The following is a 15335-nucleotide window of genomic DNA, read 5'->3' on the forward strand; positions in this document are numbered from 1 at the left end:
CACGCTTCGGACGGCATTGCCGTCACAGCGAATCCCCCGGATCCCGGGGACACCGTCACGACCGATGGTCGACCGGACGTCCCGACGACTCAGCGGCCGGAGGTGTCGTCGTCGACCGGCGGATCGTCAGCATCACGGAGCAGGTACCGCAGGACCGCGATATCGCCGAGGCGGGTGACGTCCGTCAATATCATTCTGCGCCCGGAACCGCCGGGATAGTCGGCCGGATGCAGGAAGCGCGGGGCTTCCCGGTCGCCGACCAGGATCGGGGCGACGGCCAGCAGCAGTTCGTCGGCCAGTCCGGCGGCGAGGAAACGGGTGTGGATGTGGCCGCCGCCCTCGACCATCATCCGCCGGATTCCCCGATCGCCGAGGTCGTCGAGCAGCGCGCCGAAGTCGAGTTCGGCGCCGAGCGCGATGACCTCGGCCAGGCCGTCCAGCCGGGCGCCGAGCCGGGCGGCCCCGGAGGTGGTGGTGTACACGAGCTTCCGGTCGCCGGTGTGCAGGAAGCGCAGCTCCGGATCGAGGTCGCCGCTCGCGGTCACGGTGACCTTCGCCGGATGTTCCGGCTTCCCGGCCGCCACCCGCCGGGCCCGGCGCGACTCGCTGCCGATCAGCAGCCGCGGGTTGTCGCTGCGCAGGGTCTGTGCCCCCACCAGGATCGCGTCGGAATCCGCGCGGACCGCATCCACCCGATCGAAGTCGTCCGGATTCGACAACAGCAACCGCTGCGGCGACGCATCGTCCAGATATCCGTCGATGCTCACCGCGGCCGACAGCAGTACGTATGGGCGAACCATCCCCCGATCCCATCACACCTGTGCACAACCACGATTGTCCCGGGGCGACTCGAGGACGAGCGGTCCGGCACCGGGACCGACCGTATCGGACATGTCCGGACGGCATCCGAACATCCCGATACGGCCGTCGACCTGCGCTCGCCGACGCACGGCGACGCGGGGTTCACTCGCGACCACGTGCGACCGATCGAAATCTGCCGCACAAGGCCGGCGCGAGTTATCCACAGGCCGGACGGCATATGTGTACAACTATCACGCTCGCCGAACGATCCGATCGCGACCTGCGCTGATCGACGCCACCCGGGAATTCGTCTCGACGAAAGCTCGGAGATTCCTCTCAACGGGACCTCGGAGATTCGTCTCGACAGGGCACCCCGGGGATCCCGCGTCGACCGGCACTCCGAGGATCCGCGCGACGGGCGCTGAGGATCCGCGCGACGGGCGCTCAGCGAATCGGCCCCGGTGGAACTGCGGAACTACCGCGTCGCCCTGAGAGATTGGGGCCGAGCACCACCCATAGAGCGCTCGACACCGCCGCGCCCGGAGGGGTGCCATGCTGTTCAGCACCCACTCACCGGCTGGCGCTGTGAGTAGCGCACAGCCTGTGAGTAACGCACAGCCGCACGTGAGGCGGGCACCACTCACAGGCTGTGCGCTACTCACAAAGGTGGGCACCACTCACAGGGTGAGTGCTGCGACCTCTGCCTCGAGGGTGGAGATCAGTCCCTCGGCGGGCCGGTCGCCGCAGACCTCCAGCCAGTTGGCCAGCATTCGGTGTCCGCCCTGGGTGAGGACCGATTCGGGGTGGAACTGCACGCCGTGGATCGGCAGGGTGCGGTGCCGCAACGCCATCACGATGCCGCTCTCGGTGCGGCCGGTGACCTCGATCTCGTCGGGCAGGGTGTCCTCGAGCACGGTCAGCGAGTGATAGCGGGTGGCGGTGAACGGGTCGGGCAGGCCGGCCAGCACACCGACACCCTTGTGGAATACCGAGCTGGTCTTGCCGTGCAGCAGTTCGGGGGCGCGGGTGACAGTTGCGCCGAAGGATTCGCCGATGGCCTGATGACCCAGGCACACCCCGAGCAACGGGGTGAGGCTGCGCGCCGCCGCGCCGACCAGGTCGATACTCGCGCCGGCGCGCGCGGGGGTGCCGGGTCCGGGGCTGATCAACACCCCGTCGTACTCCGTCACCACCTCGTCCACGACGGCCAGGCGCGGATCGTCGTTGCGCCACACCGTGGCCTCGACGCCCAGCTGGCCCAGGTACTGCACCAGGTTGAACACGAAGCTGTCGTAGTTGTCGACCACCAGTACGCGCATGGAACGAGCCTACGTCGCACCCGACACGCGGTCGCGGGAATATCCGGCACGCGCCCCGACAACACTCCGGACCCCGGACGTATACCCAGCTGGGATAGCCTTTAGGCAGACCGGTAGATGGCCGGCGTGGCCGCACGGCCGCGCTCCGCCGGTACGACCTGTACGCCGAATACGAGGACGTCATGCCCAAGTCGAAGGTCCGGAAGAAGACCGATTACTCGATCACGCCGAACAGCCGCATCCCGGTGAAGGTGAGGGCGGCCGGGCCGTCCCCGGCCTGGTACATCACCGTCATGCTGGGCTTCATGCTGGCCGGGCTGGTCTGGCTGCTGGTGTATTACCTGGGTGCCGATCACATTTCCTGGATGAGCGATCTGGGTGCCTGGAATTTCCTGATCGGCTTCGGTCTCATGGTGATCGGGCTGATCATGACGATGCGCTGGCGCTGATCCACAGCACTGTGGATATCCACACCTGTGGATAGCAGTGTGGACAACTCGAGGAGCAATTGGGGACGTGAGCGAACAATCGTCCGCGCATCCCGTCGACGATCCGTCGGCGGGACCGCGCCTCGCCTGGTCCACCCCGCTGCCCGCGCTGATCGTCGCGGCGCTCGGCGGCGTCGCGCTGGCGGTCGCGGCGGCGTTGTCCACAGACCCGCCCGGCCGCCTGCTGGTCGGGCTGGGGGCGGCATTACTGCTGGTCCTGGTCCTGATCGGCGTCCGGCAGCGGCCGCGACTACAGGTCCGGATCGGGGCCTCGCCACGCCTGATCGTGCGCGGCGTGCTCGGGCCTGTGGAGTACTCGCCTGAACAGATCCGGCGCGCCCGGTTGGTGAGTACCCCCAGGCTCGGCCGCCGTGTCCCCAGCCTGGAGATCGACGTGGATCATCACGGCGACGAGCGGCTGTTGATATTCGGCCGCTGGGATCTCGGAACTCATCCACAGGATGTACTCGACGCGCTCGTCGTACACCGCCTGGCCGATCCGGGCGATGCCTTTCCGGGCGAGACCGGACCCGAGGACGACCGCCCCGGCACCTGGTGACCCGCCCGAACCGCTCACCGAACCCGGTCACACAAGTCCACTGACCCGCCGCCCGATCCGGTCACCGAACCACCGCCCGAGTCTGCCGCGCGAGCCCGCCGACTGCCGCCCGGCCCGGTCACCCGATCCGGCCGGGCGAGCCCACCGACCCCCAGCCCCCTGATCCGGCCGCCCGGTCCGCAGTGAATCAGCCCGCGATACTCGCCGCCGCGGCCACGATCGCGGCAATGGCGACGACCGCCACCCCCGCCACGGCCGCCCAGCCGATCGTCCGCGCCGATTCCCGGGTCTTCGCCCCGAGCCACTCCGGCAGGAACAGAATGCCCACCGTGGCCAGCGTGCCGGCGGCCAGGCCGCCGAGATGCCCCCACAGTGAGATACCGGGCAGCGAGACGCTGATGATCAGGTTGATCGCGATCAGTACCAGCATCTGCACCGGACTCTGCCGCAGTCGCAGCAGGATGACCGTCATCGCGCCGAACAGACCGTAGATCGCACCGGAGGCTCCGGCGGTGGCCGCGTTCTGCGCCAGCCACATCACCGCCGCCGAACCGCCCAGCAGCGCGGTGAGATAGACCGCCAGATAGCGGGCCCGGCCCAGTACGAGTTCGGTGTCCCGGCCCAGGATGTACAGCGCGAACATGTTCACCAGCAGGTGGATGGGTCCGTAGTGCAGGAATCCGGCGCCGAGCACCCGCACCCACTCCCCGCGGTCGGCCACCATCCGCGGGGCGAGCACCCAGTCGTAGAACAGCCGCGACAGCTGGTTGTCGCCGATGCTGTGCGCCTGCGCCGCGGTCGCCGCGAAGACGGCCACGTTGAGCGCGATCAGGCCGTAGGTGGCGTAGGGCTTCGGCCGCGCGGCCGCGGTGCCGGGCACGGGCCGGACCTGCCGGGCCTGCGCGCCCTCCTCCCGGAGGCAGTCGACGCAGTGTTGTCCGACCGCGGCCGGACGCAGGCATTCGGGACAGGCCGGACGCCCGCACCGCGTGCATGCCAGACCGGTGGCCCGGTCGGGGTGGCGGACGCAGGTCGGTGCGGGCGGATTCGGGTTCACGTCACAACACAACCAGAAAACTCAGGCGAGCGTGATGCTGGAGACGACGATCGGATCCTTCGGCCGGTCGTTGCGGTCGGTGGGGGTGGCGGCGATCGCGTCGACCACCTTGCGGGAGTCCGGATCCACCACCTCGCCGAAGATCGTGTGCCGCCGATTCAGATGCGGCTGCGGGCTGACGGTGATGAAGAACTGCGAGCCGTTGGTCTTGGTCCCCGGGCCGGCATTCGCCATTCCCACCAGATACGCCCGGTCGAATCGCAGTTCCGGATGGAATTCGTCGCCGAATTCGAATCCGGGACCGCCCCGGCCGGTTCCGGTCGGATCGCCGGTCTGGATCATGAAGCCGTCCATCACCCGGTGGAACAGGACGCCGTCGTAGAACGGGCCGGACGCGCCACCGCTACCGTTCTGCTTGGTGTACGGGGCGGAGCCGTCGGCGAGGCCGATGAAGTTCCGCACCGTCTTGGGGGCGTGGTTACCGAAGAGCGAGATCGCGATATCGCCGAGGTTGGTGTGCAGCGTGGCCACGGCGGTCTGGTTCGGTGAGGTCACGCGGACCATGGTGCCACGCACGGACCGGTCCACTCGGAATCACCACCCGGCTCGATCGGCCGTGGTCCGCGACACGCTGACCACGTGACCTGCCACGCTGCGCGAACGACGCCGCTGTGTCACAGTGGTCGCATGGCTCTGGGGAGTATTCGGGAATCCGGCAGGTTGCGTAATCGCCTCATCGTCGCGGTCCTCATCGCGCTGGTCACCGCCGTCGCCGGCGTGCTGCGCGCGCGCCGCCCGCAGCTGCCGCCGCCCGCCGCCGAACCGCCGCGCATCGGCTATTCCCGCAACGGCGCCACCCCGCAAGGCAGCACCGTCCTGGTCTGAGGCCGCACCCACCGGCCGCACCGTCAGCGGCTGACCGCGCGGCGGAACTGACGCAGCGCCAGCGGTACGAAGATCACCAGGATCACCACCACCCAGATCAGGGTCGTGGCGGTCGGGTGCCGCATCGACCACACCGCCTCCGACGGCACCGCCGCCGTACTGTTGCCGAACAACACGCGGGTGGCCTCGGTGACCGCGGACACCGGATTCCAGTCCGCGAAAACCCGTAGCGGCGTGGGCAGTTCGCGGCTGGGTACGAAGGTGTTCGCGATGAAGGTGAGCGGGAAGATCACCATGAAACTCGCGTTGTTGAAGACCTCCGGGGCGCGCACCAGCAACCCGACCACGGCCATGATCCAGGACACCGCGTAGGCGAACACCAGGAGCAGCACGTAGGCCAGCAGCGCGTCCACCAGCGATCCGCGGATCCGCCAGCCGACGGCGAGCCCGGTCGCCGACATCACCACCAGGCTGACCACATTGATGACGACATCCGCGACCGTGCGGCCGATCAGCACCGCGGCCGGGGTCATGGGCAGCGAGCGGAACCGATCGATGATGCCCTTCTGCATATCCTCGGCGAGGCTGGAGCCGGTGAAGGTGGCGCCGAAAACCGCTGTCTGCGCGAAGATTCCGGCGATCAGGAACTCGCGGTAGGAGGTGCCCTCCAGTTTGATCGCCGAGCCGAACACGTAGGCGAACAACAGCACGAACATGATCGGCGACAGCGTCGAGAAGATCAGCACGTCGGGAACCCGGCGGATCTTGATGACATTGCGCTTGGTGATGGTCAGGCTGTCGGCGACGAGATCGTTCAGCCGCTCGGCGAGCGAGGTGCGCTCGAGCGCGGGATCGGCGAGCGTGGTCATCGAGTGGATCCTTCCGCCGGCGCCGCGGCGGCGCCGTTGACGAGTTCGGCCGCCTCGTGGCCGGTGAGGGTGAGGAAGACGTCGTCGAGCGAGGGCCGGCGCAGCGCGACATCGCGGATGCCCACGCCACGCGCCGCCAGCTTTCCGACCGCGTCGACCAGGGCCTGGGATCCGTCGCTGACCGGCACGGTGAGCCGCCGCAGCGCCGGTTCGATATGGACCTCGCCGACCGCCAGCCCCGCCAGCGCCTCCCGCGCGGGACCGAGATCCTCCGCCTGCCCGACCGTGAGCTCGATGCGATCACCGCCGACCAGGGTCTTCAGCTCGTCGGCCGTGCCGCGGGCGATGACCCGGCCGTGGTCGATGACCGCGATCGAGTCGGCGAGCCGATCGGCCTCCTCCATGTACTGCGTGGTGAGCAGCAGGGTGGTGCCGCCCGCGACCAGTTCCTCGATGACATCCCATAGATCCAGCCGGGCCCGGGGATCCAGCCCCGTGGTCGGCTCGTCGAGGAACAGGACCGGCGGATTGGCCACCAGCGCGCCGGCCAGATCGAGCCGCCGGCGCATACCCCCGGAATAGCCCTTCACCGGCCGATCCGCGGCCTCGGTGAGCCGGAACCGGGCCAGCAGTTCCCGGGCCCGCTCCTTGCTGCGCTGCACGCCCAGGTGGTACAGCCGCCCGACCATCTCCAGATTCTCGAAGCCGGTGAGATATTCGTCGACCGCGGCGTACTGGCCGGAGGCGCCGATATGCGCCCGCAGCCGCTGCGGCTCACGCAGGACGTCGATCCCGGCGACCGTGGCGCGGCCCGCGTCGGGGGTGAGCAAGGTCGTCAGCACCCGGACCGTGGTGGTCTTCCCGGCGCCGTTGGGCCCCAGCAGCGCGGTGACGGTGCCCTCCGGAACGGTGAGGTCGAGCCCGTCCAGGGCCACGAGCCGGCCGTACCGTTTGACCAGCCCCTCGGCGATGATGGCGTCGGGCATGACTCTCCTGACTGGCGACGACTTCGGATGCCGGACCGGGCCGGCGCAGTCAGTATTGCGGAGACCACCGACAAGTTTCATCCGATTTGTCCCCAGCCCCCTCCACCACCGCTATCCCCAGCTCCGGCGCAGGTCGGCCGCATTTTCTGCACATGTTGTCCACAGTTGTGCGGTGCCACTGCACATCGCCGCGGCGTGCCCTGCACAGGTGATCCACGGGCCGCGCCCACGATGTGCACAGCTCCGGCACCTCGGAAACGGCGAGGCCGCATCCCGTGATCCGGCGGTGCTCGGGGGGTGCCGGGACGGGATGCGGCCTCGCGATCAATGGTGGTCCGCGGATGCCGTGAAATCCCGAGTAGTGCGGTACGCGTCTTTCGTTTCGCGCGTACTCGATCGGCCCGCACCGACACGCCGGACGATCCGGACGACGCGGACGCGGACCCCGGAATTCGGCTCCGCTACCCGCATCACCACCCGCTCGAGCCACCCGGAACCACCACCGCGCCACGGCTGCCGTAGTCACGAAAACCACTGCGGCACAGGAATTTCGGAGGTGAAGACCCATACCCCGGTGCACCCCCGGCGCGACCGGTCCCCCGGCCACGAACCGCCGGGGCGAAAAACTTCGGAAAAGTGGCCGCGCTCATACGCCCGGAAGCGGCGATCGTCGCGTAGGATCAATCACGTCGGCCCCTCCCCCCCGGGCCGACCTTACGCGGGCCTCGGCTAACTCCCCCCCTTCGCCGAGGCCCGCTCCTATTTCCGGACTTCCTTGTCCCAAGATCCCCCGGTCGAACGACGGTTCTTCCACCTGCGGCCCGCGCGATCCGCCACCGCAGGCCTCGACCGGACAGGCGAGATCACCGGCCCGGATCGGACGAAGACTCAGCGATTGTTACGCCGCAACACATGCGAGCGCAGCCGGCTGAAGCCGCGCACCCGCACGCTCCGCAGATGCCGCAACGTGAACGCCGGCTCACCCGCCAGCCGCGCGGCCGCGCCGTCATCGATCAGCACCGTGCCCGGCCGCGCCACACCCGTCAACCGGGCGGCGATGTTCACCGTCGAGCCGTACAGATCGCCGAAGCGCTGCAACACATCTCCGTACGCCAGGCCCACCCGCAACTCGGGGGTGGTGTCGTCCTTGCGGGTCGCCTCCTGGATCGCCAGCGCGATATCGGCGCCCACGGCGGCGGTCTCCGCGGCGAACATCACCTCGTCACCGACGTTCTTGATCACCCAGCCGCCGCGCGCGGTGATCACCTCGGTGCCGATGGTCTCGAACGTCTCCAGCAGCTGTGCCAGCTCCTCCGGATCCAGATGCCGGGTCAGCCGCGTGTAACCGACCATATCGGCGAATCCCACGGCCAGATCCCGCACGGTCCCGTCGGCGTGATCCCCGTCCATCGACCGCGACAGCGCGGCCGCCAGATGCCGCCGCCAGGCATACGTCTGCAACGCCTGCAGCCGCGCCAGCACCTCGTCCGTGGCCGCCTGCGCGGTCGCCGTCGGGTCGGCGGCCGGATCCGCGGCGAGCAACTCCGTCAGCCGATCGGTGATCTCCGTGACCACCAGATCGACCTGCCACTCCGCCAGCCGCGCCATCGACTGCCCCAGGCTGCGCGCGACCGCCTGCTGCCGCCGCGGATCGGCGGTGGACAACGTGTCCAGACTCCGGAAATCACGGACGGCCGCGATATCGGCCTCGGTGTATTCGTGCGACGAGTCGTCCGGATCGGCGGCGAAACCGAGCGCCACCCACAATCGGCGCGATACCTCCGACGGCACCCCGGAACGCTGCGCCACATCCGCCCGGCTGTACTGCCGCGGCCCGCTCAGCAACGCCGGTTCCACCACCGACTGCACCAGTTTCGACAATTCCGCGGAGGACATGATCTCGACATTACGGGCCGGACCGGCACCGAACGGAAGACCTGGTGATTTGTCACAGGTGGAGCGCATTACGGGACGCCGAACGCGACCGGGCCGGAGACGAAGTCGGCACCGCCGGGTGGCGGTGCCGAATCCATTTCTTCGATGGTGGAGCCTAGGGGAATCGAACCCCTAACCCCTGCCTTGCAAAGGCAGTGCTCTGCCAATTGAGCTAAGGCCCCTGAACGGGAAAAATCAGCGAGTGGTGACCTCGTGCCACAGGGTGGCATCGTCGCGCTGGCGGAACCGGCTGATAGCGAAGGCAACCGCGGCGACAACACCGATCGTGAGCAGATATTTCATGAATCCCACCCTACTGTGCTGTTCTCCAGTGGGCCTAGGAGGACTTGAACCTCCGACCTCTTCGTTATCAGCGAAGCGCTCTAACCGCCTGAGCTATAGGCCCGGATTCGTTCGAAAAGTGTGTCACTCGAACGAGGAGGAAGATTACCGTACGGCGGCCCCGAAGACCAAAACGGCCGGTACCGGGCTCGGGGAGCGCGGTACCGGCCGTCCGGCGGCGGCAGCGGAGGACTAGTCGGGATCGGCCAGGGTGACCTGGATACCGCCGACCAGATCGGTGCACTGGTTGTAGATGAACACCCCGATCGTGGACAGGGCTGTGAGCAGGACCACGTTGATGAGCCCGATCACAGCCGCGTACCCGAATACCGAACCGGCGCCGATCAGCGAGGACGAACCGCTGTCGGACACCATGTCGGTGGTGAAGGTGTTGATGCGGTCCCAGACACCCATGCCGGACAGCACGATGAAGAGGAAGCCCACGGCCAGCATCCACACGAAGAACATCGCCACGCTGATCACCAGCGACACCTTCAGCGTCGACCAGGGATCGATGTGCCGCACCTGCACGGTGGCCCGCAGCGGTTCACCGGTGACCGCGGCCTGCGCGACCGCCGCCGGCGCGGCGGGCGAGATGCGCTGCTGCGGACCGGTGGGTTCCACCAGCGGCGGCGCCATCGGCACGGGCGCCATCGGCACCCCGGGCTGCGGGGCGGCGGGAGCGGCGGCCGGCAGCGGATGCCGCAGATCGGACAGGTCGGGCATGTCCTTGATGAGCTCGGGCCGGGCGATGCTGCGGGTCGGCCCGTCGATGCCGACCGACTTCACCATCGCCGCCTCCTTGCGGGCGGCCTTGGCGGCGAGGTCGGCGGTGGTACGAGCGTTGCTGACCCCGGCATTGAGCCCCACCGAACGCCCGGCCACCGGCACGTGGCCCGGACGGTTCAGATTGGACTGGGGTTCGCGCTGCGGCAGCTGTGACGACCAGCTCTCGTCCGAGCGCGCACCGCTGCCGCCGTTGTCGGAGTTCTTCGGCCCGGACCCGGCGGAGCCGTCCCCGTCGCCGAAGTCCAGGTTGTTCTTGTCCAGCTTTTCCGTCGTCGAATTCTCCGCGGCACTACCCGGTACCTCGCCCGAGGCCGCCGGCCGCGGAATGGGGCGCGGCGGGATCGGAGAGGGTGCAACCCGCTCGGTCACGCCGTTGGCGTGATGCCGCTCGTCATTCGGCTGGTTCGGAGTGGTCAATGTGGGAAGTCCTTCGATCGGTCGTGCCGCCGCTGCTGGTGGAGAACTTACTGGTTCTACGAACCATCGGTGTCGTCAACGCCGGAAACCTGATCGGGCTCGTCGGCATTGCGAGCGATTGCAAGCAACGTATCGCCCTCGCCGAGGTTCATCAATCGCACACCCTTGGTCTGTCGGCCCGCTTTCCGTACCTGATTCGCAGCCGTCCGGATGACACCGCCCCCGGAGGTGATCGCGTAGAGCTCGTCCTCGTCGTCGACGATCAGAGCACCCACCAGGTTGCCACGCTTGGGGTCGTACTGGATCGTCAGCACCCCTTTACCCCCGCGGCCCTGTGCGGTGTACTCGTCGATCGCGGTGCGCTTGGCATAGCCGCCCGCGGTCGCTACCAGCAGATATGTCTCCTCCCGGACGACATTCAGCGACAGCAGCTCGTCGTCGGTGTTGAAACGCATACCCTGCACACCCGAGGTGGCCCGGCCCATCGGCCGCAACACCTCGTCGTTCGCGGAGAACCGAATGGACTGACCGTGCGCCGAAACGAGCAGCAGATCGTCCTCGGACGAGCACAGCGCGGCGCCGACCAATTCGTCTCCGTCACGGAGATTGACCGCCACGATGCCACCGGAACGGTTGGAATCGAAATCGGTAAGTTTCGATTTCTTGACCAAACCGTTGCGCGTCGCGAGCACCAGATAGGACGCGTCCTCGTACGACTGGATCTGGATGACCTGAGCGATCTTCTCGTCCGGCTGGAACGCCAGCAGATTGGCCACGTGCTGACCGCGCGCGGTACGGGCCGCCTCCGGCAGTTCGTAGGCCTTCGCCCGGTACACCCGGCCGAGGTTGGTGAAGAACAGCAGCCAGTCGTGCGTGGACGTGATGAAGAAGTGCTGGACCAGGTCGTCCTGCTTGAGGCCGGCGCCCTGCACACCCTTGCCGCCGCGCTTCTGGCTGCGGTACAGATCGGTCTTGGTGCGCTTGGCATAACCGGTCGCGGTGATGGTGACCACCACGTCCTCGCGGGCGATCAGATCCTCGTCGGCCACATCGCCGTCGGCCGCGATGATCTTGGTGCGCCGGTCGTCGCCGTATTTGTCGACGATCTCCTTCAGCTCGTCGCGGACGATCGCGCGCTGCCGCTCCGGCTTCGCCAGGATGTCCTCGAGGTCCGCGATCTCGGCCTCGATCTTGGTCAACTCGTCGACGATCTTCTGCCGCTCGAGCGCGGACAGACGACGCAGCTGCATGTCGAGGATCGCGGTGGCCTGGATCTCGTCGATCTCGAGCAGGGTCATCAAGCCGGTCCGGGCGGTCTCGGTATCGGCCGAGCGCCGGATCAGGGCGATGACCTCGTCGAGCGCGTCGAGCGCCTTGACCAGGCCGCGCAGGATGTGGGCCCGCTCCTGGGCCTTGCGCAACAGGTACCGGGTGCGCCGGACGATGACATCCAACTGGTGATCGACGTACAGCCGGATCATCTGATCCAGGCGCAGGGTGCGCGGCACGCCCTGGACGATCGAGAGCATGTTGGCGCCGAAGCTGGTCTGCAGCTGGGTGTGCTTGTACAGATTGTTCAGCACGACCTTGGCGATCGCGTCCCGCTTGATCGTGACGACGATGCGCATGCCGACGCGGTCGGAGGACTCGTCGTGGATGTCGGCGACGCCGGCGATCTTGCCGTCCTTCACCTGCTCCGCGATCGAGTTGATGAAGTTGTCCGTGTTGACCTGGTACGGCAGCTCGGTGATGACGATCGTGGTGCGACCGCGATTGTCCTCCTCGATCTCCACCACGCCGCGCATCCGGATCGAACCCCGGCCGGTGGTGTAGGCGTCGTGGATGCCCTGGCTGCCGACGATCATGCCGTAGGTCGGGAAGTCCGGCCCCTTCACCCGCTCCATACAGGCCGCGAGCATGGTCTCCTCGTCGGCCTCGTGGTTCTCCAGCGTCCAGTAGATCGCCTCGGCCAGCTCGCGCAGGTTGTGCGGCGGGATGTTGGTGGCCATGCCGACCGCGATCCCGTTGCTGCCGTTCATCAACAGGTTGGGGACACGCGCCGGCAGCACGACCGGCTCTTGGGTCTTGCCGTCGTAGTTGGGGATGAAATCGACCGTCTCGTGGTCGATCTCGCGCAGCAGCTCCATCGCCAGCGGGGTGAGCCGGCATTCGGTGTAGCGCATGGCGGCGGCGCCGTCGTTGCCGCGGCTGCCGAAGTTGCCCTGGCCGTCGACCAGCGGGTAGCGCATCGCCCACGGCTGGGCCATCCGGACCAGGGTGTCGTAGATGGCCGAGTCGCCGTGCGGGTGGTAGTTACCCATGGTCTCGGAGACCGGGCGGGCCGACTTCACATAGCTGCGGTCGGGCCGATAACCGTTGTCGTACATCGCGTAGAGGATGCGGCGGTGCACCGGCTTCAGGCCGTCGCGCACCTCCGGCAGCGCGCGGCCGACGATCACGCTCATCGCGTAATCGATGTAGGAGTTCTGCATCTCCTGCTGGATGTCGACCGGTTCGATACGGTCGCCACCGCTGGGGGGCAGAGAGGTCTCGGTCATGAATCAGTCTCCAGTGGAAGGCTTTTCGGATGGTCCTCGCGGCGTGACCGCTACACGTCCAAGCGGGGGGCCGCTACATGTCCCAGCGGCGGGCCCGCTACACATCGAGGAACCGGACGTCCTTGGCATTGCGGGTGATGAAGCTGCGACGTGCCTCCACGTCCTCACCCATCAGGATGCTGAACAGCTCGTCGGCCGCGGCCGCGTCGTCCAGCGTCACTTGACGAAGTACCCGCACGCTCGGATCCATGGTGGTCTCCCACAGTTCCTTCGGGTTCATCTCGCCGAGGCCTTTGTAGCGCTGGATGCCGTCGTCCTTGTTGATCTTCTTGCCGGTCGCCTGACCACGCTCCAGCAGGCCGTCGCGCTCGCGGTCGGAATAGGCGAATTCGGGCTCGCTGCGCTGCCACTTCAGCTTGTACAGCGGCGGCTGCGCCAGATAGACGTGCCCGTGCTCGACCAGCGGACGCATGAACCGGAACAGCAGCGTCAGCAGCAGCGTCGAGATGTGCTGGCCGTCCACGTCGGCATCGGCCATCAGCACGATCTTGTGATAGCGCAGCTTGGTGAGGTCGAACTCGTCGTGGATGCCGGTGCCGAACGCCGTGATGATCGACTGCACCTCGGTGTTCTTGAGCACCCGGTCGATGCGCGCCTTCTCGACGTTGATGATCTTGCCGCGGATCGGCAGGATCGCCTGGTACATCGAGTCGCGGCCGGATTTGGCCGAGCCACCGGCGGAATCGCCCTCCACGATGTAGATCTCGGACCGGGCCGGATCCTTGGAGCGGCAGTCGGCCAGCTTGCCGGGCAGGCCGCCGAGATCGGTGGCGCTCTTGCGGCGCACCAACTCCCGGGCCTTGCGCGCGGCCGCGCGGGCCTGCGCCGAGGACACCGCCTTCTGCACGATCGTCTTCGCGTCGGCCGGATTCGCCTCGAACCAGTGCGCGAGGTGCTCGTTGCAGGTGCGCTGCACGAACGACTTCACCTCGGTGTTGCCGAGTTTGGTCTTGGTCTGCCCCTCGAACTGGGGATTGCTGACCTTCACGCTGACGATGGCGGCCAGGCCCTCGCGGATGTCCTCACCGGACAGGGCCGGTTCCTTCTCTTTGACCAGCTTCTTGTCCTTGGCGTACTTGTTCACCACCGTGGTGAGCGCCGCGCGGAAGCCCTCCTCGTGAGTGCCGCCCTCGTGGGTGTTGATGGTGTTGGCGAAGGTGTGGACGGATTCGGAATAACCCGAGTTCCACTGCATCGCGATCTCGAGTTCGTGGCCGGTGCCCTTGCCCTGGAACGACACGATCGAGTTGTGGATCGGCTGCTTGGTGCGGTTGATGTGCTTGACGAAATCCTCGAGCCCGCCCGGGTAGTAGTAGGTGCGGGTCTTCACCTTCTGCTCGACCGGCGCGCTCTCCTCGTGCTTGGGCGCCTCGGCGGTCTCGCTGACCACCTCGTCGATCACGTCGGCGGCCGTCACCCGCTGATCGGTGAGGGTGATGGTGAGGCCCTTGTTGAGGAAGGCCATCTCCTGCAGGCGGCGCGCGACCGTCTCGAAGTTGTACGTCGTGGTCTCGAAGACCTCGGGATCGGCCCAGAACCGCTGGGTGGTGCCGGTCCGCTTGGTGGGCTCGCCCTGGATCAGCTTGCTCGGCTTGGCATCCTTGTATTCCTGGCTCCAGTGGTAGCCGGCGGTGTCGATCTCCACTTCCATGCGGGTGGACAGCGCGTTCACCACCGAGATGCCGACGCCGTGCAGACCGCCGGAGACGGCGTAGGCATCGGAGTCGAATTTGCCGCCGGCGTGCAGCTGGGTCATGACGACCTCGACGGTGGGCACGCCCTGCTCGTGCATTTCCACCGGGATGCCGCGGCCGTCATCGATGACCTCGACGCCGCCGTCGGCGAGCAGGGTGACGTCGACCCTGGTGGCGTAGCCGGCCATCGCCTCGTCGACGGAGTTGTCCACAACCTCCCAGATGAGGTGGTGCAGACCGCGCTCGCCGGTGGAGCCGATGTACATACCCGGCCGGAGGCGGACGGCCTCCAGGCCCTCGAGGACCTTGATGTTGGAGGCACCGTATTCCTGGTTGCCCGCTTTCGCCCTGGTCGTACCACTTGCGTTGGAGTCGTTGGCAGCCACTGCTCGGTAGCTCTCCTTACTTGCTGATCCCTCGGGCGCGAAGTTCCCCGGCGTCGTGCTGCTCGAGAATTACGGGTCCTCGCGCGGGCTGTGCGGAACGCGCCGACGGTATCGCCGCTAGTTACTCCACCATCCTACTGGTAGGCCCGGCCCAGGATGTACCTATGACACCCCTGGCGGCGTCGTGGGT

Annotated in this window: 14 protein-coding genes and 2 tRNA genes; 3 read left to right on the top strand and 13 right to left on the bottom strand. The window is 67.5% G+C overall.

Annotated elements, in window-relative coordinates; translation table 11 throughout:
• Nucleotides 1–89: 89 nt before the first annotated feature.
• On the bottom strand, nt 90–800 hold the full coding sequence (locus G361_RS0135940) for a dihydrofolate reductase family protein (RefSeq protein ID WP_019931989.1): 711 nt from the start codon (nt 798–800) through the stop codon (nt 90–92).
• A 678-nt stretch (nt 801–1478) separates the two neighbouring features.
• Nucleotides 1479–2120 (bottom strand): aminodeoxychorismate/anthranilate synthase component II, encoded by a 642-nt coding sequence (locus tag G361_RS0135950; RefSeq protein WP_019931991.1) that lies wholly within the window; start codon nt 2118–2120, stop codon nt 1479–1481.
• 182 nt (nt 2121–2302) lie between these two features.
• Here G361_RS0135950 and crgA point away from each other — a divergent pair, with 182 nt between their 5' ends.
• Together crgA and G361_RS0135960 are read left to right on the top strand one after the other, a co-directional pair.
• Nucleotides 2303–2569: a cell division protein CrgA gene (crgA, locus tag G361_RS0135955; RefSeq protein WP_019931992.1), complete on the top strand. Its 267-nt coding sequence runs from the start codon at nt 2303–2305 to the stop codon at nt 2567–2569.
• Between the two features lie 67 nt (nt 2570–2636).
• The gene (locus G361_RS0135960; protein WP_019931993.1) at nt 2637–3167 is read left to right on the top strand and encodes a PH domain-containing protein; all 531 of its coding nucleotides are present in this window, start codon (nt 2637–2639) and stop codon (nt 3165–3167) included.
• 187 nt (nt 3168–3354) lie between these two features.
• Here the strand turns inward: G361_RS0135960 and G361_RS0135965 are convergent, their stop codons facing one another.
• Entirely contained in the window at nt 3355–4236 is an 882-nt protein-coding gene (locus G361_RS0135965) for a rhomboid family intramembrane serine protease (protein WP_036496194.1), read from the bottom strand.
• A 9-nt stretch (nt 4237–4245) separates the two neighbouring features.
• Nucleotides 4246–4779 (bottom strand): peptidylprolyl isomerase, encoded by a 534-nt coding sequence (locus tag G361_RS0135970; protein ID WP_026343918.1) that lies wholly within the window; start codon nt 4777–4779, stop codon nt 4246–4248.
• A gap of 132 nt (nt 4780–4911) precedes the next feature.
• Here G361_RS0135970 and G361_RS0135975 point away from each other — a divergent pair, with 132 nt between their 5' ends.
• Nucleotides 4912–5109, top strand: coding sequence for a hypothetical protein (locus G361_RS0135975; RefSeq protein ID WP_019931996.1), 198 nt, complete (start codon nt 4912–4914; stop codon nt 5107–5109).
• 23 nt (nt 5110–5132) lie between these two features.
• Here G361_RS0135975 and G361_RS0135980 read toward each other — a convergent pair whose 3' ends face one another.
• From G361_RS0135980 to gyrB, 9 genes are all read right to left on the bottom strand, one after another.
• A complete protein-coding gene (locus tag G361_RS0135980; RefSeq protein ID WP_019931997.1) occupies nt 5133–5978 on the bottom strand; it encodes an ABC transporter permease in 846 nt (281 codons plus the stop codon).
• Nucleotides 5975–6964 carry a daunorubicin resistance protein DrrA family ABC transporter ATP-binding protein gene (locus G361_RS0135985; protein WP_019931998.1) on the bottom strand — a complete coding sequence of 330 codons (990 nt, stop codon included), beginning with the start codon at nt 6962–6964 and terminating at the stop codon, nt 5975–5977. The genes G361_RS0135980 and G361_RS0135985 overlap by 4 nt, the downstream gene beginning before the upstream one ends.
• 888 nt (nt 6965–7852) lie before the next feature.
• Entirely contained in the window at nt 7853–8863 is a 1011-nt protein-coding gene (locus G361_RS0135990) for an adenylate/guanylate cyclase domain-containing protein (RefSeq protein ID WP_196814746.1), read from the bottom strand.
• Nucleotides 8864–9005: 142 nt separating this feature from the next.
• Nucleotides 9006–9081 (bottom strand) — tRNA-Ala (locus G361_RS0135995).
• A gap of 13 nt (nt 9082–9094) precedes the next feature.
• On the bottom strand, nt 9095–9202 hold the full coding sequence (locus G361_RS51305; protein ID WP_231387196.1) for a DLW-39 family protein: 108 nt from the start codon (nt 9200–9202) through the stop codon (nt 9095–9097).
• 29 nt (nt 9203–9231) lie between these two features.
• Nucleotides 9232–9305, bottom strand: a tRNA-Ile gene (locus tag G361_RS0136005).
• Nucleotides 9306–9433: 128 nt separating this feature from the next.
• Nucleotides 9434–10447 carry a DUF3566 domain-containing protein gene (locus G361_RS51310; protein WP_019932001.1) on the bottom strand — a complete coding sequence of 338 codons (1014 nt, stop codon included), beginning with the start codon at nt 10445–10447 and terminating at the stop codon, nt 9434–9436.
• A 56-nt stretch (nt 10448–10503) separates the two neighbouring features.
• Nucleotides 10504–13005, bottom strand: coding sequence for a DNA gyrase subunit A (gene gyrA, locus G361_RS0136015; RefSeq protein WP_019932002.1), 2502 nt, complete (start codon nt 13003–13005; stop codon nt 10504–10506).
• 97 nt (nt 13006–13102) lie between these two features.
• Nucleotides 13103–15145: a DNA topoisomerase (ATP-hydrolyzing) subunit B gene (gyrB, locus tag G361_RS0136020; protein ID WP_019932003.1), complete on the bottom strand. Its 2043-nt coding sequence runs from the start codon at nt 15143–15145 to the stop codon at nt 13103–13105.
• Between the last annotated feature and the right edge of the window lie 190 nt (nt 15146–15335).

Origin of the sequence: Nocardia sp. BMG111209 (assembly GCF_000381925.1) — a bacterium.
Lineage (GTDB): Bacteria > Actinomycetota > Actinomycetes > Mycobacteriales > Mycobacteriaceae > Nocardia.